Annotated in this window: 14 protein-coding genes and 1 pseudogene; 5 read left to right on the top strand and 10 right to left on the bottom strand. The window is 68.1% G+C overall.

The features are described 5' to 3' along the window. The first annotated feature begins 35 nt into the window (after positions 1 to 35). Together ACFYYF_RS31275 and ACFYYF_RS31270 are read left to right on the top strand one after the other, a co-directional pair. Positions 36 to 923: a GNAT family N-acetyltransferase gene (locus ACFYYF_RS31275; protein WP_388780841.1), complete on the top strand. Its 888-nt coding sequence runs from the start codon at positions 36 to 38 to the stop codon at positions 921 to 923. Positions 924 to 1001: 78 nt separating this feature from the next. Beyond that, entirely contained in the window at positions 1002 to 2612 is a 1611-nt protein-coding gene (locus ACFYYF_RS31270) for a multicopper oxidase family protein (protein ID WP_388780840.1), read from the top strand. A gap of 32 nt (positions 2613 to 2644) precedes the next feature. On the opposite strand, the gene ACFYYF_RS31265 is transcribed toward ACFYYF_RS31270, so the two are convergent. The 6 genes from ACFYYF_RS31265 to ACFYYF_RS31240 form a co-directional block, all read right to left on the bottom strand. Continuing rightward, complete coding sequence (locus ACFYYF_RS31265; RefSeq protein WP_388780839.1) at positions 2645 to 2962, bottom strand: hypothetical protein; 318 nt, start codon at positions 2960 to 2962, stop codon at positions 2645 to 2647. Between the two features lie 375 nt (positions 2963 to 3337). Further along, entirely contained in the window at positions 3338 to 4357 is a 1020-nt protein-coding gene (locus ACFYYF_RS31260) for a 3-oxoacyl-ACP synthase III family protein (protein ID WP_388780838.1), read from the bottom strand. Then, on the bottom strand, positions 4354 to 5007 hold the full coding sequence (locus ACFYYF_RS31255) for an SRPBCC family protein (protein ID WP_388780837.1): 654 nt from the start codon (positions 5005 to 5007) through the stop codon (positions 4354 to 4356). Before ACFYYF_RS31255 ends, ACFYYF_RS31260 begins: the two co-directional genes overlap by 4 nt. Further along, complete coding sequence (locus ACFYYF_RS31250) at positions 4979 to 6862, bottom strand: thiamine pyrophosphate-binding protein (RefSeq protein ID WP_388780836.1); 1884 nt, start codon at positions 6860 to 6862, stop codon at positions 4979 to 4981. Before ACFYYF_RS31250 ends, ACFYYF_RS31255 begins: the two co-directional genes overlap by 29 nt. After that, positions 6859 to 7875: a GlxA family transcriptional regulator gene (locus ACFYYF_RS31245; protein ID WP_388780835.1), complete on the bottom strand. Its 1017-nt coding sequence runs from the start codon at positions 7873 to 7875 to the stop codon at positions 6859 to 6861. Before ACFYYF_RS31245 ends, ACFYYF_RS31250 begins: the two co-directional genes overlap by 4 nt. A 196-nt stretch (positions 7876 to 8071) precedes the next feature. After that, the gene (locus ACFYYF_RS31240; protein ID WP_388780834.1) at positions 8072 to 8701 is read right to left on the bottom strand and encodes a class I SAM-dependent methyltransferase; all 630 of its coding nucleotides are present in this window, start codon (positions 8699 to 8701) and stop codon (positions 8072 to 8074) included. 230 nt (positions 8702 to 8931) lie between these two features. On the opposite strand from ACFYYF_RS31240, the gene ACFYYF_RS31235 reads away from it, so the two are divergent. Then, a complete protein-coding gene (locus ACFYYF_RS31235; protein ID WP_388780833.1) occupies positions 8932 to 9474 on the top strand; it encodes a hypothetical protein in 543 nt (180 codons plus the stop codon). A gap of 184 nt (positions 9475 to 9658) precedes the next feature. Here the strand turns inward: ACFYYF_RS31235 and htpG are convergent, their stop codons facing one another. Both htpG and ACFYYF_RS31225 read right to left on the bottom strand, forming a co-directional pair. After that, positions 9659 to 11560, bottom strand: coding sequence for a molecular chaperone HtpG (gene htpG / locus ACFYYF_RS31230; protein WP_388780832.1), 1902 nt, complete (start codon positions 11558 to 11560; stop codon positions 9659 to 9661). Positions 11561 to 11733: 173 nt separating this feature from the next. Beyond that, positions 11734 to 12613: pseudogene (locus ACFYYF_RS31225) on the bottom strand (RNA-guided endonuclease InsQ/TnpB family protein); the annotation flags it as partial. A gap of 1179 nt (positions 12614 to 13792) precedes the next feature. Here ACFYYF_RS31225 and ACFYYF_RS31220 point away from each other — a divergent pair. Both ACFYYF_RS31220 and ACFYYF_RS31215 read left to right on the top strand, forming a co-directional pair. Beyond that, positions 13793 to 14530 carry a hypothetical protein gene (locus tag ACFYYF_RS31220; protein WP_388780831.1) on the top strand — a complete coding sequence of 246 codons (738 nt, stop codon included), beginning with the start codon at positions 13793 to 13795 and terminating at the stop codon, positions 14528 to 14530. A 398-nt stretch (positions 14531 to 14928) separates the two neighbouring features. Next, on the top strand, positions 14929 to 15471 hold the full coding sequence (locus ACFYYF_RS31215; RefSeq protein WP_388780830.1) for a hypothetical protein: 543 nt from the start codon (positions 14929 to 14931) through the stop codon (positions 15469 to 15471). 179 nt (positions 15472 to 15650) lie between these two features. On the opposite strand, the gene ACFYYF_RS31210 is transcribed toward ACFYYF_RS31215, so the two are convergent. Together ACFYYF_RS31210 and ACFYYF_RS31205 are read right to left on the bottom strand one after the other, a co-directional pair. Beyond that, the gene (locus ACFYYF_RS31210; RefSeq protein WP_388780829.1) at positions 15651 to 16034 is read right to left on the bottom strand and encodes a peptidoglycan-binding protein; all 384 of its coding nucleotides are present in this window, start codon (positions 16032 to 16034) and stop codon (positions 15651 to 15653) included. 247 nt (positions 16035 to 16281) lie between these two features. Further along, positions 16282 to 16815 carry a hypothetical protein gene (locus tag ACFYYF_RS31205; protein WP_388780828.1) on the bottom strand — a complete coding sequence of 178 codons (534 nt, stop codon included), beginning with the start codon at positions 16813 to 16815 and terminating at the stop codon, positions 16282 to 16284. Positions 16816 to 17706: the final 891 nt, after the last annotated feature.

The following is a 17706-nucleotide window of genomic DNA, read 5'->3' as shown; positions in this document are numbered from 1 at the left end:
CGACGGGTGTGCTCACGACACTGGGATCATGAGTCATGCGACCGGATGACTGGCACCTCACCGAAGACGTCGACGCCTTTCTGGCCCGCGCCGGACACTTCCTGCGCTCACGGCCCGGCCGGCACATCATGCAGCTCACCTGGGCCGAGAGGATCCGCAAGCGGGGGGCGAACGCGTTCGGCACCGCGGCGCCCTTGTTCGGCGTGCTGGAACAGAGGGGCGAGGTCCGGGCCACGTTCTATCGTCTCCCACCCAAGGGATTCGGCCTTTCCCCCCTCACGCCCGAGCAGGCGGACGCCCTCGCCGCCCGCCTGGCCTCCCTCGGGGACCCCGTTCCCCACGTCAGCGCGGACCACCGCACGGCCACCCTCTTCGCCGAGGCCTGGCAACGGCACACCGGCGCGAACCCGAAACTGCGCGAGACACGGCTCCGGCTGTACCGCCTCGAGACCCTCACCCCACCGGAGCCGATGCCGGCGGGCCGCAGCCGCGTCCTGGGCGAGCAGGATCTCGACCAAGCCCTGTTCTGGTGCGGCGAGTTCGCGCGGGCTGTCGGAGAGAACGTGTCCATCAGCGCCGACACGTGGGCCGACACCCGCTTCTCCGACAAGCGCTACACGCTCTGGGAGACCCCGGACGGCACTCCCGTCTCCGTCGCGGGCATGAACCCTCTGATCGGCGGCCAGATCCAGGTGGACATCGTCTACACGCCGGCCGACCGGCGCGGTCGCGGATACGCGGGCGCTGTGACATCCGAGGTGAGCCGCGCCGCGCTCGCCGCGGGCGCGAGGGACGTGGTGCTGTTCGCGGACCTGTCCAACCCCACGAGCAACGCCCTCTACCAGCGCCTCGGTTACCGCGCCCTCACCGACTGGGCGGTGTACGACCTTCCGCGCGACACGTCGGAGAGCCCGGCGGCATGACACCCGCGCTCAGGGCCGGAGACGGCGCCGCGGTGTGCCGTCCGGACTCCTGGTCGAATTGACCTAAATTGGCCAAACATGGGACGAAGTATCGGAATCAGCCGTCGGTCGGTGCTCAAGGCCCTCCCCGCAGCCGGTCTCGCGGCGGCGATGGACGAGACGTCGGCGGGGCGGCGCGCGGCGGCTGTGGCGGCGTCCTTCCCGCAGCCCGCCGTCCGCACCTCGCGGCCGGCACCCGGCCCGGCGTCGCCGCCGGCCCTGGCGCAGACACTCGACGTCCGGTTCACGGACGTCTCCGTCCCCGGCTACGGACGGGTGACCACACGGACCTACAACGGGACGATCCCGGGGCCGACCCTGCGTGTGCGGGGCGGGGACGTCCTGCGGCTGACGCACGTCAACGGGCTCCCGCCCAACGCACCCCACAGTGGCGATCACAACGTGCCGCACCACGCCAACAGCTTCAATCTGCACACCCACGGGATGCACGTCTGCCCGTCCGGACACTCCGACAACGTGCTGCGCGAGTTCGCACCGCGCACCGTCGAGGAGGACGCGGCGGGCGCCCCGGAGCCGCGCTACACGACAACTGTCCACGTTCCGGCCGGCCACCCGGCCGGAACGTACTGGTACCACCCGCACCTGCACGGATCCACCGCCGAGCAGGTGCTCGGCGGCATGGCGGGAGTGATCATCGTCGAAGGCGACATCGACGAGGTCCCACAGATCAAGGCGGCCGCCGACATCGTCGTCTGCGTCAACGAGCTCAAGTTCAAGGACGGCAAGGTCCCCGCTTTCACCTCGGGCGGGTGGACGACCGGCGTCCCTTCCACCTTCACCGTCAACGGCACGGTCAACCCCACCCTCCACCTGCGCCCCGGCGAGGTCCAGCGATGGCGGCTGGTCGCCGCGACCGCGTTCACCGCTCTGCGGCTTCAGGTCACCGGGGACCACGGGGGCCTGACGATGCACCAGATCGCCCAGGACGGCGTCGCCTTCGCCGGACCCGTCGCCCTGGACATGGTGGAGCTGTCCATGGGCAACCGGGCCGATGTCCTGATCCGGGGCGGCGCACCCGGCACGTACGAGCTGCGGGACCGTGCGGTGCCCGTGCCCCTGATGACGATCGAGGTCGCCGGAGAACCCGTGGAACCGCCGATGGCGCTGCCCCTCTCGCTGCCCCCGGGCAGACCCTTCCTCGACGAGCGGGACATCTCGGATCCCGGGGCCGACCGGGAGGTCGTGTTCCACACGGACGCGGGTGCGTTCACCGGGGCCTTTCCGAACGCCTTCCGCATCCTGGGCAGCAACCCGACCCCCGCGGCGCACCCCGGCGGCGACCTCACCCGCGACCCGGCCTACGGTCTGTTCGACCCCGGCCACACGAACCACACCCTGACGCTCGGCACCGTCGAACGCTGGACCGTCCGCACCGACGAGAGCCTGCCGGCCCACAGCCATCCCTTCCACCTGCACACCAACCAGTTCCTCGTCACCCACCGCAACGGTGAACGGCTCGACCCGCCCGTCTGGCACGACACGATCGGCCTGAACGGCGGCACACCCGGCGACCGGGTCACCTTCCTCGTCCGGTACGAGGACTTCACCGGGCACACCATCGCCCACTGCCACCAGCTCCACCACGAGGACCTCGGCATGATGCAGGCCGTCCACTACGTCGAACCCTGAGGGCCGGACGACCGCGGACTTCGCGTTCTTGGTCACAGGGTGTGGTGCAGCCAGCGCTGCAGGACCTCGTTGACGCCCGCGGGGAGGGAGCTGATCTGCTCGATGACCGCACGGTCCTCGGGCATCGGGGGAATGCCGGCGGCGGTGAGGGTCGCGTGCAGGGCCAGCCGCCGCTCGTCCCGCGGGTCGAGGGTGTAGGCGAGGCGGTGGGCGGGGTTGGGAGGCGCGAGGAGGAAGTCGCCGTCGTCGCGGCGCTGCGCCTGAGCGGGCACGGCGGTGTCACGGTGGTGCACGGCATAGGGGTCGACGAAGGCGCGGGAACCGAGGGTCTCACTGTTCCAGGGGGTCATCTCTGTCTCCTCACCGATGTGTTGCGAACCACCTGTCGAGATCACCGCGAGGCCCTCCGCGGTTGCGTTCGCGCCCGAACATCACGCTGACGGCGTCATCGGCGGCTGATCACCTCGTACGACGGGACGACGGCCGCCGATGCTACGAACCCAACGCGGCCGCCGGCCACCAACGCGCCCTCGCTCGCCGCCCGGCCGCGAAGTCGCCCTCCCGCGGCTCCGGTTGCGAAGTCGCCCTCCCGCGGCCCCGGTCGCGAGGTCGCACTCGCTCGACCCCGGTCGCGAAGTCGCGCTTCAGGGCCCCGGCCACGAAGTCGCCCTCGCTCGACCCTCGGTCGGGAAGCCACCCTCGCCCGAGCGATCACCGCCGGGACGTCACCCCCGCCCGCCGGACCAGCGCACGGCGGCGGCTCCGGCGAAGTCCCCGGCATGGGCGAATCCGCCGAGCATCACGAGGTCGCCGTCCTTCACCCGGCCCGAGGTGATCGCCTGGTCCAGGGTGACCGGGATCGCCGCGCCGAAGAGATTGCCGCACTCGTCGAACGTGTTCAGGTGCCGTTCGGCGGGCAGTTCCAGCGCCTCCGCCCAGTTGCGCAGGAAGGTGCGGTTCGGCTGGTTGGTCACGAGCACGTCGATGTCGCCGGTCGCCACGCCGAGCCGTCGGCACAGGTCCGTGATCACCTCCGGGACCAGCCGGTTGCCGCGGGCCAGCACCTTGGCGACACTCGCGTCGGTGAAGCCGATCCGGAACTGGGACTCCCCCGGCTCCCAGTACTTGCGGCCGTCGTCGACCGCCAGGGTCATGTCGCCGGCGTGCTCGCCGATGTGCCGGGTCTCCACGTCGAGGACCGGAGCACCGGCCGACGTCGTCACCCATCCCACTCCGCAGCCGTCACCCGGGATCGCGGCCTGCGCCAGCCGGCGTACCTCGGACTGGGTGCACCACTGGCCGGCGGCGCTCTGCGCGTTGCAGATCAGCGCGGTGCTCGCGTCGGTGGTGGTGAGGATCTGCCGAGCCAGCTTGAGCATGTACACGAAGGAGGCGCAGCCCGCGTTGGCGACGTCGACCAGCCACTCCGGGTTCAGGCCCAGTCGGCGTGCCACTTCGGTGCCCGCGCCGACGAACGGCAGGTCCGGGAGCTGGCTGTGCACCAGCAGGACGTCCACGCCTCGGATCTCGTCCCTGCCGTGCCGTTCGATCAGCGGCTGCACGGCACGTTCGATCATGTCCGTGTTGGTCTCGTCCGCGGCGACGTGGTGCCGTGTCCGCGGGACCTTGAACATGGGGTGGCCGCGCAGCTTGTCCTCGGCGCCCGGGTACTCGGTGAAGAACTCGGCGGGGACCGGATCGCCCGGAAGGTAGCCGGCGACGTCGGTGAGGCTGACCGTGGTCATCGGGCCACCGCCCTCGGGGGAGCCACGCTGACCGGTTGGCCGTTGCGGTGGCGGTGTTCCAGGATCGCCTTGAGGTTGTTCATCTCCACGGTGTGGCCCGCGTAGAACAGGTCCCAGTAGTCGCCCACCCAGGGCCGGTCGGGGCGGGGTGCGAGACCGGGGTGCGGGTTCGTGTCGTAGTAGGGATGGCGGCAGTTGGTCCAGGTGATCACCGATCCCGGCTTGTCGAGCACGAGTCGGGCCGGCACGACACGCATCAGGTAGATCATCCACAGCTTGTCGCCCTGGTCCCAGGAACAGTGGTAATCCACGGTCATGGCCTCGGGGTTGGCGACGGTCCTGCAGTAGATCCTGGTGTCGTCCTCGAGCCGGTCGCGCCCGACCCACAGTCCGGGCGTTCCGGAGGGCGCGAAGTCCCGCAGACTGCACGTCCATTCCTCCAGGTGGTGGCCCTGGCGGAGGTAGTCGTAGGTCAGTTCGGGCGGGCAGTCGACGTATTCATGGATGGTGCAGTACTGCCCGTAGACCTGGTGATGCGGGTAGACGGAGTGGGTCAACTCCACGCAGTGGGCAGTCAGTTCGTCCCGGCCGGGGTTCTCGATCCGCATCAGGCCCGGGATGTCAGCCGGCGCGGACGACGCGTCGCTCATCTGCATTCTCCTCGTTGTCGGCGGGTTCGGCACGATCGGCCTGTTCCGCACGGGCACCACGTTCGGCGTGTTCCGCGCGGTCGGCACGCTCCGGACGGTCGGCGCGGTCGGCACCGCCCGTGGCTTCGGCGAACGGCTGGAAGGGCAGGAACGGAGGGATCTCCTTGGGGTCGCAGTCCACTGCCACGAAAACGGGACCGGTGCCCGCGTTCCCGCGCAGCAGCGCCTCGCGCAGCTGCGCCGCGTTCTCGGCACCCGTGACGTCGAGGGACGGGAAGGCGGCGGCGACCCCCGCGGCGATGTCGGTCCGGCCGAACACGTCGTCGTCGCGGACACCGCCCTGAAGGAACTCCTCGCGCAGCGCGCACATGGCGTGGGCGTTGTTGTTGAAGACGACGAAGGTGACGGGCGCGGCGTGCTCCACGGCGGTGTGCACCTCCGCGCCATGCATGAAGAAGGCGCCGTCGCCGGCGAGCACGTAGGTGCGGCGCCCGGTGGCGAGCGCGGCACCGATGCCCGCACCGAAGGTGTAGCCCATGCCGCCCATGCCGAGCGCCACCACGAAGCGGCCGTGGCGCGGAGCCGGAAGCAGGTGGACCGCGCTGGCACCGGTGTTCCCCGCGTCCACGAAGACGTGCGCGTCCTCGGGCAGTGCCGCCTCCACGGCGGCGAGGGCCCGGGGGTACGGAAGGATCCGACCGTGGGCGTCCGGGGAGTCCGGGGTGACGGCGGGTGTGACGGCGGGGGCCGGCAGGGGGCCGGGGTGGCGGGGGCAGGCGCGTGGACTCGACGCGAGCCGGCCGGTCACCGCGCGCAGCGCGCCCCGCAGGTCCCCGACCAGCGCCTTACCCGCCACGAACGGTTCTTCGGAGTCCAGGCACACGACGTCGGTGGCGGCGAGGGCCCGCTCCAGCCCGCCGCGCGCCAGGAGCGGCAGCCGAGTGCCGACCAGCAGGCACACGTCGGCCCGTCGCAGACAGTGTTCGACGTTGGCGTGGCCCATGACGCCGGCCACGCCCGCGAACCGTGGGTCTCGATTGTCGAAGACGTCCTTGGCGTCCGGGGTGACGGCCACCCACGCGCCGAGGTTCTGGGCCAGCTCGGACAGCTCCGCCCGTGCGTCAGCCGAGGCGACGCCCTCTCCGGCGATGACGAGGACGGTGTCCGCGGCGCGAAGGGTCTCCGTCACCTCGGAGAGAACGTCCGGCGACAGCGCGGCCGGTCCGGGTGCCGCACCCGCCTGCCCGGCCCGCGCCTGCGCGGCTCCTGTCGGCGCCGCATCCCGGTCCGGCACGCGAAGCCGAGCCTGTTGCACGTCCTTGGGGAGCAGCAGCACCGCGGGCCCACGCGGCTCGGTCAGCGCCGCCCTCATCGCCCGTGGCAACAGCTCCACGAGCGAGTCCGCGTCCTCGACCCGGGCGCAGAAGCGGGAGATCGGGGTGAAGACCTCGCCCGCGTCGAAGGAGTCCCCCTTGCCGCTGGTGTCCTGGAACGCGCCGTGGCCCTCCTGAGCCGTCGGAGGCTGGCCCACCAGGGCGAGCAGCGGCACCCGGGACGCGTACGCCTCCGCAAGCCCCGGCACCAGGTTCATCGCGCCACCGCCGGAGGTGGCGGCGACCACCCCGGGGCGCGCGGTGGTCCGGGCGTACCCGTCGGCCATGGTGACGGCCGAGAACTCGTGCTTGGCGACAACGCCTTGGACGGTGCCGCCGCGGTGCACGGCGTCGTACAGGTCCTCGATGTTCGCGCCGCCGACACCGAACAGGTGGGTGACCCCGGCCCGGGCGAGCTCGCCGGCCAAGTAGTCGACCATGCGTACCGTCCCGGTCTCGGGTGCGTCCGCCGCGGTGGTCATACGGGGCTCCCGTCCCTCTCGTGACGCCGGTCGACGAGACCGGACGACGTGATGACCTGAAAGCGGTGCCGGTATTCCTTCGGGGTGACACCCAGGCTTCGCCCGAAGGAGCGGAAGAAGGTCTCGGGGGCGGCGAATCCACAGCGGCCCGCGATCTGGCTGATCGGCAGATCGGTCTTCTCCAGCAGCTCACGGGCGCGGGCGATCCGGGTGCGCTGGACGTACTGCCCGGGAGTGGTGCCGACCTCGCGGCGGAAGACCCGGGCGAAGTTGCGCGGGCTCATATTGGCCCGCTCGGCCATCTCGGCCACGGGTAACGGGTTGTGGAGGTTCTCCAGGATCCACTCCTGTGCCGTCCGGATCGGCGGATGGTCCGCCAACTGGGCGTCCAGCAGAGCGCTGAACTGGGACTGCCCTCCGTGCCGCTTGAGGAACAGCACGAGAAACCGTGCCGTCTCCAGGGCGAGCGCCGCTCCGTGATCGGCCTCCACCAGGGCGAGCGCCATGTCGATCCCGGTCGACACGCCCGCCGAGGTGACGAAGGGGCCGTCCCAGATGAAGATCGGCTCGGCGTCCACCGTCACCGCCGGATAGCGGCAGGCCATCGTGTCGCTGTACGCCCAGTGCGTGGTGGCGCGTCTGCCGTCCAACAGGCCCGCCTCGGCCAGCAGAAAGGACCCACCGCACACGGACGCGACCCTGCGCGACCGGGCCGCCGCCGTGCCGATCCACGAGATCAGCACCTGGTCCCGCAGCGCCTCACCGACGCTCCAGCCTCCTGGTACGAGGAGTGTGTCGATGGCACCCTGCCCCGCCTCCAAGGGCATGGCCCCCACGCTCACGCCCGAACTCGTACGCACCAGTGGCGCGTCGGCGGAGACCAGCTCGATCCGGTACCGGGCCGCCCCCGGATCGAGGAGCCTGTTGGCGATGTCGAACACTTCCATCGGTCCGGTGATGTCCAGCGCCATGGCGCCCTCGTACACCACCACAACAACACGTCGCTCTGCCACGGTCACAGCCTGTATCGGATCTCCGACTGACTGCAATGACAGTTCACTGACGCATCCTGCCAACAAGGTTCTGCGCGACGGGAGTTACGGGCGGCTGGCCAGGCAGGTCGCGACGGGCGCCGCCGACGACGGGTGAGGTAACTCACAGGCATGGAGCCGTCACCCGGGGGCCCGGCCCCAGGCACCCGTCAGGGGACTACGGGACCCGGGCGATCAAGTGGGCGTCGAGAAAACCCCGTTCGGAGACCGGGTCGAACGTCAGCTCGGCGACCTTGACGAGCCCTGCGCCGGCCAGCAGCTCGGCGAACCGGTCGACCGGCCAGCTGTAGGCGGGAGCCACCTTGTGATCGAAGCGGATCGGCTCCGGACCCTCGGTCCCGAAGAACGACACCATGAGCAGTCCCCCCGGCGCCAGGACACGCACCTGCTCGTCGAGCAGCGCAGGCAACTCCGCGGGCGGGGTGTGGATCATCGAGTAGCGGGCCAGTACTCCGCCGAGCGCGCGGTCCTCGACGGGCAGGGCCTCCATGCGCGCCTCGTCGAACCGCAGCGCCGGATGAGCCCGCCGGGCGTGCTCGACCATGGCCGGGGAGAGGTCGAGCCCGAAGACGTCCAGCCCCAAGTCGTGCAGCATGGCGGTCAGATGGCCGGGCCCGCATCCGACATCGGCCGTCCTCAGGTTCCCCGTCTCGCGCACCAGCTCGGCGAAGGCGCCGACCATGGCCCGCGCGAACGGCTGTGTCTCCAGCCGGTCGGCGAACATCGACGCATAGAGCTCGACGACCCCGTCGTAGGCCGTCCTGGTCTCGTCCTGGTGATCCGCCACGCGCAAGAAGCTACCCTCCGCCGAGCGTGATGTCGTCGGCTCATCCAGACGTCTTGACCTTGTACAGGACGCAGAGCCGGCGGCGGAAGCCTCCGCGGCGCCACCGCCACCGGGCGGTGACGCACACTGGTAAGGGCACTCCCGACCGGGGTGTGCCGCCGAGGCGCTTCGCGATCACGGAGGGAAGCACCGCCGACGGGCAGGATCCGGAAGCCAGACCGGGAGAAGCCATGACGCCAGGTACGACGCCCGGGCGGGAGGCGGGTGTATTGCGCCGCAGTGCCGTACGTCTCCTCCTGAAGCGGCGCCACCGCCCCGCACCGGTTCGCCCCTCGCGCGCCGCCCAGCTGCGGGCGCTCGCCGCACTGCTGGACGAGGCCGTGGCGGCACAGACTCCGGCGGACCGGGTGGTCGCCGCCTGCGGCGAACCGGGCCCCCTGTCCGGGCAGACCGCCCAGGAGGCCGGACGCCAGTGCGTGGCCCTGCACCGGCTGCACGCGCGGGTACGGGATCTGGTGCTGACGGAGGCCGACCTCGTCCGTGCCCAGGAGTACGCGGGACGCCTACTGGCCTACGACCAGTGGATGATGCGCGAGGCCATGGACCTCGCCTTCCCCACCCACCGGCATCCACGCGGCGAGGCGGCCCGGCTCCACCTCAACGGTCTGGGAAGACCGGCCGACGACCTGCGCAGGCTCCGCGACGCGCTGCGCTCCGAGAGCGAGGGCGAGGGCGAACCGGAGAGCCGGGAGCTCCGGGCCGGTGGCCCATGACGCACCACGCCCATGACGGCCATGGCCCATGACGCACCATGGGCCAACGCGGGCCATGCCCATGACGGCCCCGCCGTCCCGCGCCGCGAGACGGTGGGCCCGCGAGACCATGGGCCGCGAGATGGTGGGCCCGCGAGACCACGGGCCGCGGCACGCGTGAGCCTGCGCGGCTCCGCCGTCCGGTTCAGCGCAGGGTGCGCTCCAGTCGCTCCGCCACCAGCTTCACGAAACGCCCCGGCTCCTTGGGCCGCCCACCTTCAGCGAGCACGGCGAGTCCGTACAACAGGTCGGCGGTCTCGGCGAGTTCGGTGCGGTCCCCTGTCTCCTTGTGTGCCTTGTTCAGGCCTTGGACGAGCGGGTGGGCCGGGTTGAGTTCGAGGATGCGCTTGCTGGGCGGGATCTCCTGGCCAAGGGCCCGGTACATGTTCTCCAGCGCCGGAGTCAGATCATCCGCGTCGGAGACGACGCAGGCCGGCGAACTGGTCAGCCGGGTCGACAGGCGGACGTCCTTCGTCTCCTCACCCAGGTGTTCCTTCATCCAGCCCAGGAGAGCCGCGTACGTCTCGGCCTGCTTCTCCCGCTCGCCGTCGGCCTGTTCGCCGCCCTGGTCGCCGAGATCGATCTCGCCCTTGGCGACGGACCGCAACCGCCTGCCCTCGAACTCGCCCACGGCGTCGACCCACACCTCGTCGACGGGGTCGGTGAGCAGCAGGACCTCGATACCCCGTTCCTGGAACGCCTCCATGTGCGGAGAGTTCTCGATGGTCTGCCGGGACTTGCCGGTCATGTAGTAGATGTCGTCCTGCCCGTCCTGCATCCGCTCCACGTACTCCTGGAGGGTGGTCGGGGCGTCCTGGGAGTGCGTACCGGCGAAGGACGCGACGGCCAGCAGGGCGTTCCGGTTGTCGGTGTCGCTGAGCAGGCCCTCCTTCAGCACGGCTCCGAACTCCCGCCAGAACACCGTGTACTTGGCGGCGTCGTTGGCCTTCATCTCCTTGACGGAGGACAGGATCTTCTTGGTCAGCCTGCGCTGGATCATCCGGATGTGCCGGTCCTGCTGAAGGATCTCCCGCGAGACGTTGAGCGAGAGGTCCTGCGCGTCGACGACGCCCTTGACGAAGCGGAGATAGGGCGGCAGAAGCGCTTCGCAGTCGTCCATGATCAGTACACGCTTGACGTAGAGCTGCAGGCCTCGGCGGAAGTCCCGGGTGAACAGGTCGTGCGGCGCGTGCTCCGGGAGGAACAGCAGCGCCTGGTACTCGAAGGTGCCCTCGGCCTGGAGGCGGATCGTCTCCAGGGGGTCGCGCCAGTCGTGGCTGACGTGCTTGTACAGCTCGTGATACTCGTCGTCGGAGACCTCGTCGCGCGAGCGCGCCCACAGGGCCTTCATCGAGTTCAGCGTCTCGGGCTCGGAGGTGTCCTCGCCGTCGGCCGCCGGCGGGACGAGCCGGATCGGCCAGGTGATGAAGTCGGAGTACCGCTTGACGATCTCCTTGACCTTCCAGGCCGAGGTGTAGTCGTGCAGCTGGTTGTCGGGGTCCGCCGGCTTGAGGTGAAGCGTGACGGCACTGCCCTGCGGGGCGTCGTCGACCGTTTCCAGGGTGTACGTGCCCTCGCCGCGCGACGACCACCGGGTGCCCTTGGACTCCCCGGCCTGCCGGGTCACCAAGGTCATCTCGTCGGCCACCATGAAGCCCGAGTAGAAGCCGACACCGAACTGCCCGATGAGCCCCTCGGCCCCGGCCGCGTCCTGGCCCTCCTTCAGTTCCTGGAGGAAGGCGGCGGTGCCCGAGTTGGCGATCGTGCCGATGAGCTTTCCGACCTCTTCGTACGACATCCCGATGCCGTTGTCCCGCACGGTGAGCGTACGGGCCTGCGGGTCGAGTTCGATCTCGATGTGCAGGTCGGACGTGTCGGCGTCGAGTCCGTCCTCCCGCAGCGCGGCCAGACGCAGCTTGTCGAGCGCGTCGGAGGCGTTGGAGACGAGCTCGCGCAGGAAGACATCCTTGTTCGAGTACACCGAGTGGATCATCAGCTGGAGCAGTCGGCGGGCTTCCACCTGGAACTCGAACGTCTCGGTCGCCATGCTTCGCAGTCCTCACAGTTTCCTGGATCACCGAATCGGAGAACCCACTTTGACATCTTCTGGGGCCTGAAGGCCCGGGATTCCATCTGCTCCCACTGCGGCGACACGGCGAGCAGCTCCTGGCGGGTTCCTGTTTCCCTGCGCTGTGCCGCCACGGGTGCCGGTCTCACCTACACTCCACAGGCTGATGCCACCAGTCCGGCAGCCTTGGCGACGTTGACCGCCGCGTTGACGTCCCGGTCAAGGACGGTCTTGCACGCCGGACACGTCAACTCCCGGACGTTCAGCGGTTTGGGGCCGTCCTTGACGCCACACGCAGAGCACACCTGGGAGGTCGATTCGAACCGGCCGATCTTCACCAGGGTGCGTCTTTGCGGGACAGGTCCCGCTGCAACTTCTTCAGGCGCTTCTCGGCCCGGCGCAGGAAGCGCGGGCTGTCGATCTTCCGGCCGTCGGAGAGCACGGCGAAGTGCCCGAGGCCGAGGTCGATGCCGATCTCCGGCGTCGTCCCCAGCAGTACCTCACAAGCGTCCGTCTCCACGACGAAGCTCGCGAAGTACGGGCCCGCCGCGTCCTTGACCACGGTCACCGTGGACGGCGTGGACGGTAATGCGCGCGACCAGCGCACGGTAACGTCGCCGACCTTGGGCAGCCGCAGCTTCCCGCCCGGTGTGATCCGCCATGAAGCATTCGCGGTGAACCGGAGCGACTGCCGGCTGTCCCGCTTCGACTTGAACGCGGCGCACCCGTCCTCGGGTGCTTTCCCTTGAGCCCGTCGAAGAAGTTCCGGTAAGCGCCGTCCAGGTCGCGCAAAGACTGTTGAAGGATCACCGAAGACACTTCGCCGAGCCAGACGCGTTCCGGTGTCCTCTTCGAGGCCGTCAGGTTCCTGGACAATTCCGCCGAGGTGACAAACCCCAGCCCCGCCGCACGGGCTACCTCACGCACACGCAGCGCGTCGTTGAAGACGACCCGCGCACACCCGAACGCCCCCGCCAACGCCCCACGCTGACCGGCGCTCGGATACAGGCGGAACGAGTACCGGAGCTGCACAGCGATCACCCGAATCCGCAAAGGTCGAACAGTCACCTGTAGAAACCGCAGGCCGAGAATTTGACCTCCGGGGGCTCATGCCGGAAAAGTTCCCGGAGGTAGCAAGCCTCGGCCTCGCCCTCACCTTGTCGCCGTGCTGGTCATCGGGCACCCTGGGCCAATCCAATGCCCTCTGAGAAGCCGCTGCACCAGCGGACATGGTGGCGCGAATACTCGGACAGCGCGCTCGTATGGGTGACCTTCCGTTCGCACGGATGCAGTCGAGGGGTCTCCTCGCAGTTCGGCGAGCGTGAATAGCCGTGATTCATGGATGGTTCCCCGGCCGGCCTTTGAAAATCCGCACATTCGTTCGCCAAGGGTGACGGCGCCTACCTGCCTCGTCCCGCCCTGTAGCCTTCAGCATGTTCGGGGCCAGATCTTACCGGCCACTGAATACCCGAGGGAGAAACCGCCTCAGTGCTTTTCTTGTGACACCCGGCAATAAACTCCCGCACGTGATCTCTGCATAACCTCAAGGGGGACATAAAATTGCAGCTTCGAAAGAATCCAGCAAAGCGCTTGCGGATTTATGCCGTCGGAGCCTTCGCTGTGCTTGGCATGCTGACTGGCACCTTGGGGGAGACGGCGTCTCCAGCTTCAGCTGCCACCGGCAGCATTCTGCCGCCGTTCGACGTCGGGCAGCGGTGGAATATCTGCCAAGGCTACGGAGGTAACGTCTCCCATACTGGGACGTCCCAGTATGGCCTCGACCTCACCGGGTCGGGGTGTGGAAATTCCGCTTCGGGCAGAAACGTCCGTGCTCCGATCAGTGGCAGCGTCCACTATTACCAGGCTTCGACCGGGACCTTGTGCATCAACGCAACTAACGGCAAGAGCGTGGCTCTCACTCACATCAACAGCTCCATCACCAGTGGAAACGTGAATGCTGGTCAACGGGTTGGCACGGTTGCCGCACCGGGACAGCGCGGCAACCGCGGGGTAGCGCACATCCACCTCCAGATGTGGTCGTCTTACGGTTGCTGGGATACCGGGAACGGAGGTGTCCCATTCGACGGCGGGCACGGGGCGCGAATCTGCGGAGCACCCGATTTGACTACAAATGGACCGAGCGCCGGTAATGGCGCATGGAGCGGAACCTCTTTTACGGGCCAGAGCTGTGGGCCGACCAAGGTCGGCCTGATGGCACTACTGAAGGAAAACGGCGACCTGAAGGTCCAGAAGACCACCGGCACTTGGGTGACGATCATGCACGGTGTCACCAATTTTCAGGTCAACCAGGAAAAGATCTTTGCGCAGCAGGGCGGTTCCCTCTGGCAGAGGAATGGAGTTGCTGGTGCCTGGAAGCGAATCCGCGGGAGCGGCGTCAAGTCGTTCAGTGTTGAGGGCGACCAAGTCGCTGTCATCCTGACCGACAGCACACTGCACTACAAGAGCGGCAACAGCTGGCCGCTGATGCTGCGGAATGCCACCGCTGTCGACCTGGACGGCGACAAGTTCGTTGCCAGGCAGGCCGACAGTACGCTGCGCATCAAGACAGGAACCAACGGCAGTTGGCGATTGCTGCGGAGCGACGTCCGGACATTCGACATCGAGGACGGTGTCGTCGCTGTCGTTCAAAACGATGGGACGCTGCGGTATAAGAACGGTAATACCTGGCCGGTGCTGTTCAGAAATACCAAGTCCGTCGTCTATGACGATGGCCGATTCGGCGCTATCCAGGCTGACGGAACCCTCCGCATCAAGATCGGCCCTGGTGGAAGCGCGACGAAGTGGGCAGATGGAGCCCTCAGTTTCGACTTCAGGGTAAGCCGTGTCGGCATCATCAAGGGTGCGGAAAAGAGGCTCTGCCTAAAAAAGAGTCCTACGGGCGCCTGCAGCCTGATCACCACCGGCGTGAAGACAGTACAGGTGCTATAGGCCCTGCTGACCGTTCCTGACGATCGCCCTCGCCCGGATCCGTCACAGGCCGTATTCTCGCGGCGACGCCGGTTATGAGCACCCGCTCCAAGCGAGTGCCCTAGGGGCTGTCTTCATTGAGGCCAAGGCGTCCAGCGTGGATGGCTCGCGGGAAAGCGGATGACAGTGTCCGGCCTCTGGTCGACCATTGTTCCGTGACCCCTGACCTGCAGAGCTTCGCCCTCAGTGTTGTTGTCCCCGACCAGGTGACCCGTGGAAGCGCAGTGGAAGTACGCCCCCAACTTGGAGGGCGAGACGTAGTTGCTGAGGTATTCGAGGAAGGGCCGGGCGAAGACCCTCGCTATCTCCTGTTCCCTGATGGGCCACTTCATGCTCACGCGTCCCCGCGCGAGGTTCGCTTGGCAGAGGCAACGTGCACTGAAGGGTGCTGCGGTGCTCTGTATGTCACGATCCGTCGCGATGGCGAACAGGTAGTTTGGGGTGCATGGCGCAACCCCGATGAAGATGAGATCGACCTGCCAGAGTTCAGGTTCGATGCTCAGCAATACCAAGCAGAGGTGGAGCGCGCAACGCTGGACCGTTCTTGGGAATGGCCGGCCAGGACTGTTGCCCGCCTCCTGGAAGACGAGCTTCGCCAGCGCACCGCCTGGTTGGAGCGCTGGGGGTGTGAACTTGGCAGGGTCTCTGCCTGGCTCTGGGAGCCGGATCAAATCAATCTCCTCCTGTTCCACCCTGGCCGAGCCGCCATCAAGGATGGCCGTCCTTGGCTCCAGTTCCGGATGACCTTGGACATCTCCAGTGAGGACCCGGCCGACCAGGCCGATCGGCTGTTGGAGGAACTCACGGCGTCTGACCCACGCATGGCCGCCGATGTCTGCGGCGGCTCGCCGGAGTTCGCCCGCCGGCTCGGCTATCCCTGGCCGCAACGCCACAGGACGTGACCCTGGGGTCTGATCTTGGCTGCTGGATCATGGTCTGGTGATACGTCGCCAACTCCGCCCACAGCGGCACCACCGGCGAGGAGCAACACCGCACCCGCTATCACGCACCAGTTCGTAAAACGTGACGCGGCACGGCCGGGGCAGCGCCATCTGCCGCCGCCCCGGCACCGCCGGTGAGGCTACGACTGAGTGGGCATCACCTGGTAGCAGGCCGGGCCGTCGAGATCCCCGGCGATCCACGCCCAGTACATGCGGCCACCAGTCACCGGGCCGACGACACCGTCGGCGTCCAGGCTGTAGGCCTGCTGGTATCTCCTGACCTCGGCAAGCGTGTTGTCACCGAATACGCCGTCCACGCTGATGAGGTGGTTGTTCCTGCCCTGCGCCGAGTTCCAGTGGTTCAGCGCGTACTGCACGCACTGCACGTTGAAACCGGAGTTCCCGTAGCGGATGGTGGGCGCGCCGACCCTGGCACTCGCGGACGACGTCCCCACGCCGATGAGTACGGCAGCGCTCAACGCCACTGCTGCACCCCGCAGTACCGACTTCGTACGGTGCTTCATTGTGCGATCCCCCTCGTTCCACGATGACCGAGACATCCAAGATCATCTTTGGTCGCGATCACTATAGAGCCCCGGTGTGACATTCACGCGACGCGATCCGGCAGGGACTCCGTGGCGGCACGTCGAAAGGTCACCGCGTCCGCCCGACTACGACGGACGTGGATCGGCGGGTCAGCACGGTGCCTTCCTCGTCTCACCGGCAGAGCTGCCGTCATCGACCATCGAAGGCTCGCGGCTGAGGCGTTGGCTACCCGATGAGTTGTTCCGCCACCTGGCGGTACTGCTTCGAACGGTCTCTCGCCAGTTTCCACAGAGCAGCCAGACCGTCCGTCCGCAGCCGGTCCTGCGCCTCCTGCTGGCAAGCGAACTCGAAGCGGGCCAGGCCGTCGAAGGAGCCGATACGGACGGCGGACGGCCAGGTTGCCGCAGCGCGCGAGGCGTAGTCCAGCGCCTGGGTCGGCCCGAATGTCGGCTGCTTCGCCTTGGTCAGTCCCACCGTGGCGAACGCCAGACGCGACCAGTCGTCGACGAAGGTACGGCCCGCGAGCGCTGCCGGATACCTGACGCCCAGGGACCAGCTCTCGGCAAACGCATCGGCGAGCAGGTCGTCGTCGAGTTCTTGGCCGTCGAGGAATGCCGTGATGCTCTCCACTCCCGCCTTGATCGGGATGTAGTGATCGAGCAGACCGGATCGCTCGGTAAGCACCTGCACGGCTCCGCCCTGACGAATGGCGGCCGCGCAGCACAGCGCTTCTCCCACAACGTCAAACGTCTCGCCCACGATCCCCGGTCCCTTGCACAACCTCAATGGAGGGTCCCCAGGCACGATATCCGCAGGAGCACCACAAGAAGCGAGGTATCACGGGAGTGCGCAACACGGTGCCTCCAGTGTCCCCCTGGTACGTCTCGACGCGCTGGCTACGGCGGCCAGATCCCCACCAGTCGATCATGGCGTTGAGCTCGGCAAGCCGTGTCGACTTCGGGAACGGGGACGAGATGGTTGCGGCGGAACCAGCCGATCTGGCTCTCGACGCCACCCTTCTCCTGGGCGCCGCGGATACCCGGCTGGCGGTAGAAGGCATCCAGCCCGTAGGTACGAGCGGAAAGCGGTCCCGCGTTCGGCCTCCACCAGTGGGTGCGAGAGACCCTGTACCTGGACGACGGCGGCCCCAAGATTGTCGTAGCGACTTTCCAGGTCGACACCCCGCCCAGCACTTGAGAGCGTGAACGTGGCCCTCGAAGGGTGAACCCTGCGAAGAATGAACACCCGCGTCGAAGAGAGACGGGGACCTCACCCGCCCGATGACCACTGACCGTCCGCCACGACCGACGCGTCTGCCAGACTCCGACGGCACCGTGCAAGAGCCTCTCTGCCGCGGTCGTCGTCACCGAACTCCAGAAGCGCACCGGCGGCGCACAACGCCTTCCAGAACTGCACGGGCCTGCCGCGCGGAGCACGGGGCTGTTTCCCGGCAAGGCAGAGGAAGGCTGCGACCAGTTCGCCCTTGAAGAGACTGCGGGTCAGTCCGAGCGCAACGCCGCTAGCGATACCTCCCGATGCACCGAAGGCATCTCTCAGAGGTCGTTTTCTCCCGTTGTTTCATCCCGGAATCTGATGTTTGGTCTGCGGTGCCGGGTTGCGCCAGGAGACCGTGTTTTCGCTGGTGAGGCG

It is taken from the genome of Streptomyces sp. NPDC001914 (assembly GCF_042891215.1).
In the GTDB taxonomy this organism is placed as follows: domain Bacteria; phylum Actinomycetota; class Actinomycetes; order Streptomycetales; family Streptomycetaceae; genus Streptomyces.
This window is presented reverse-complemented; position numbering and strand designations above follow the sequence as displayed.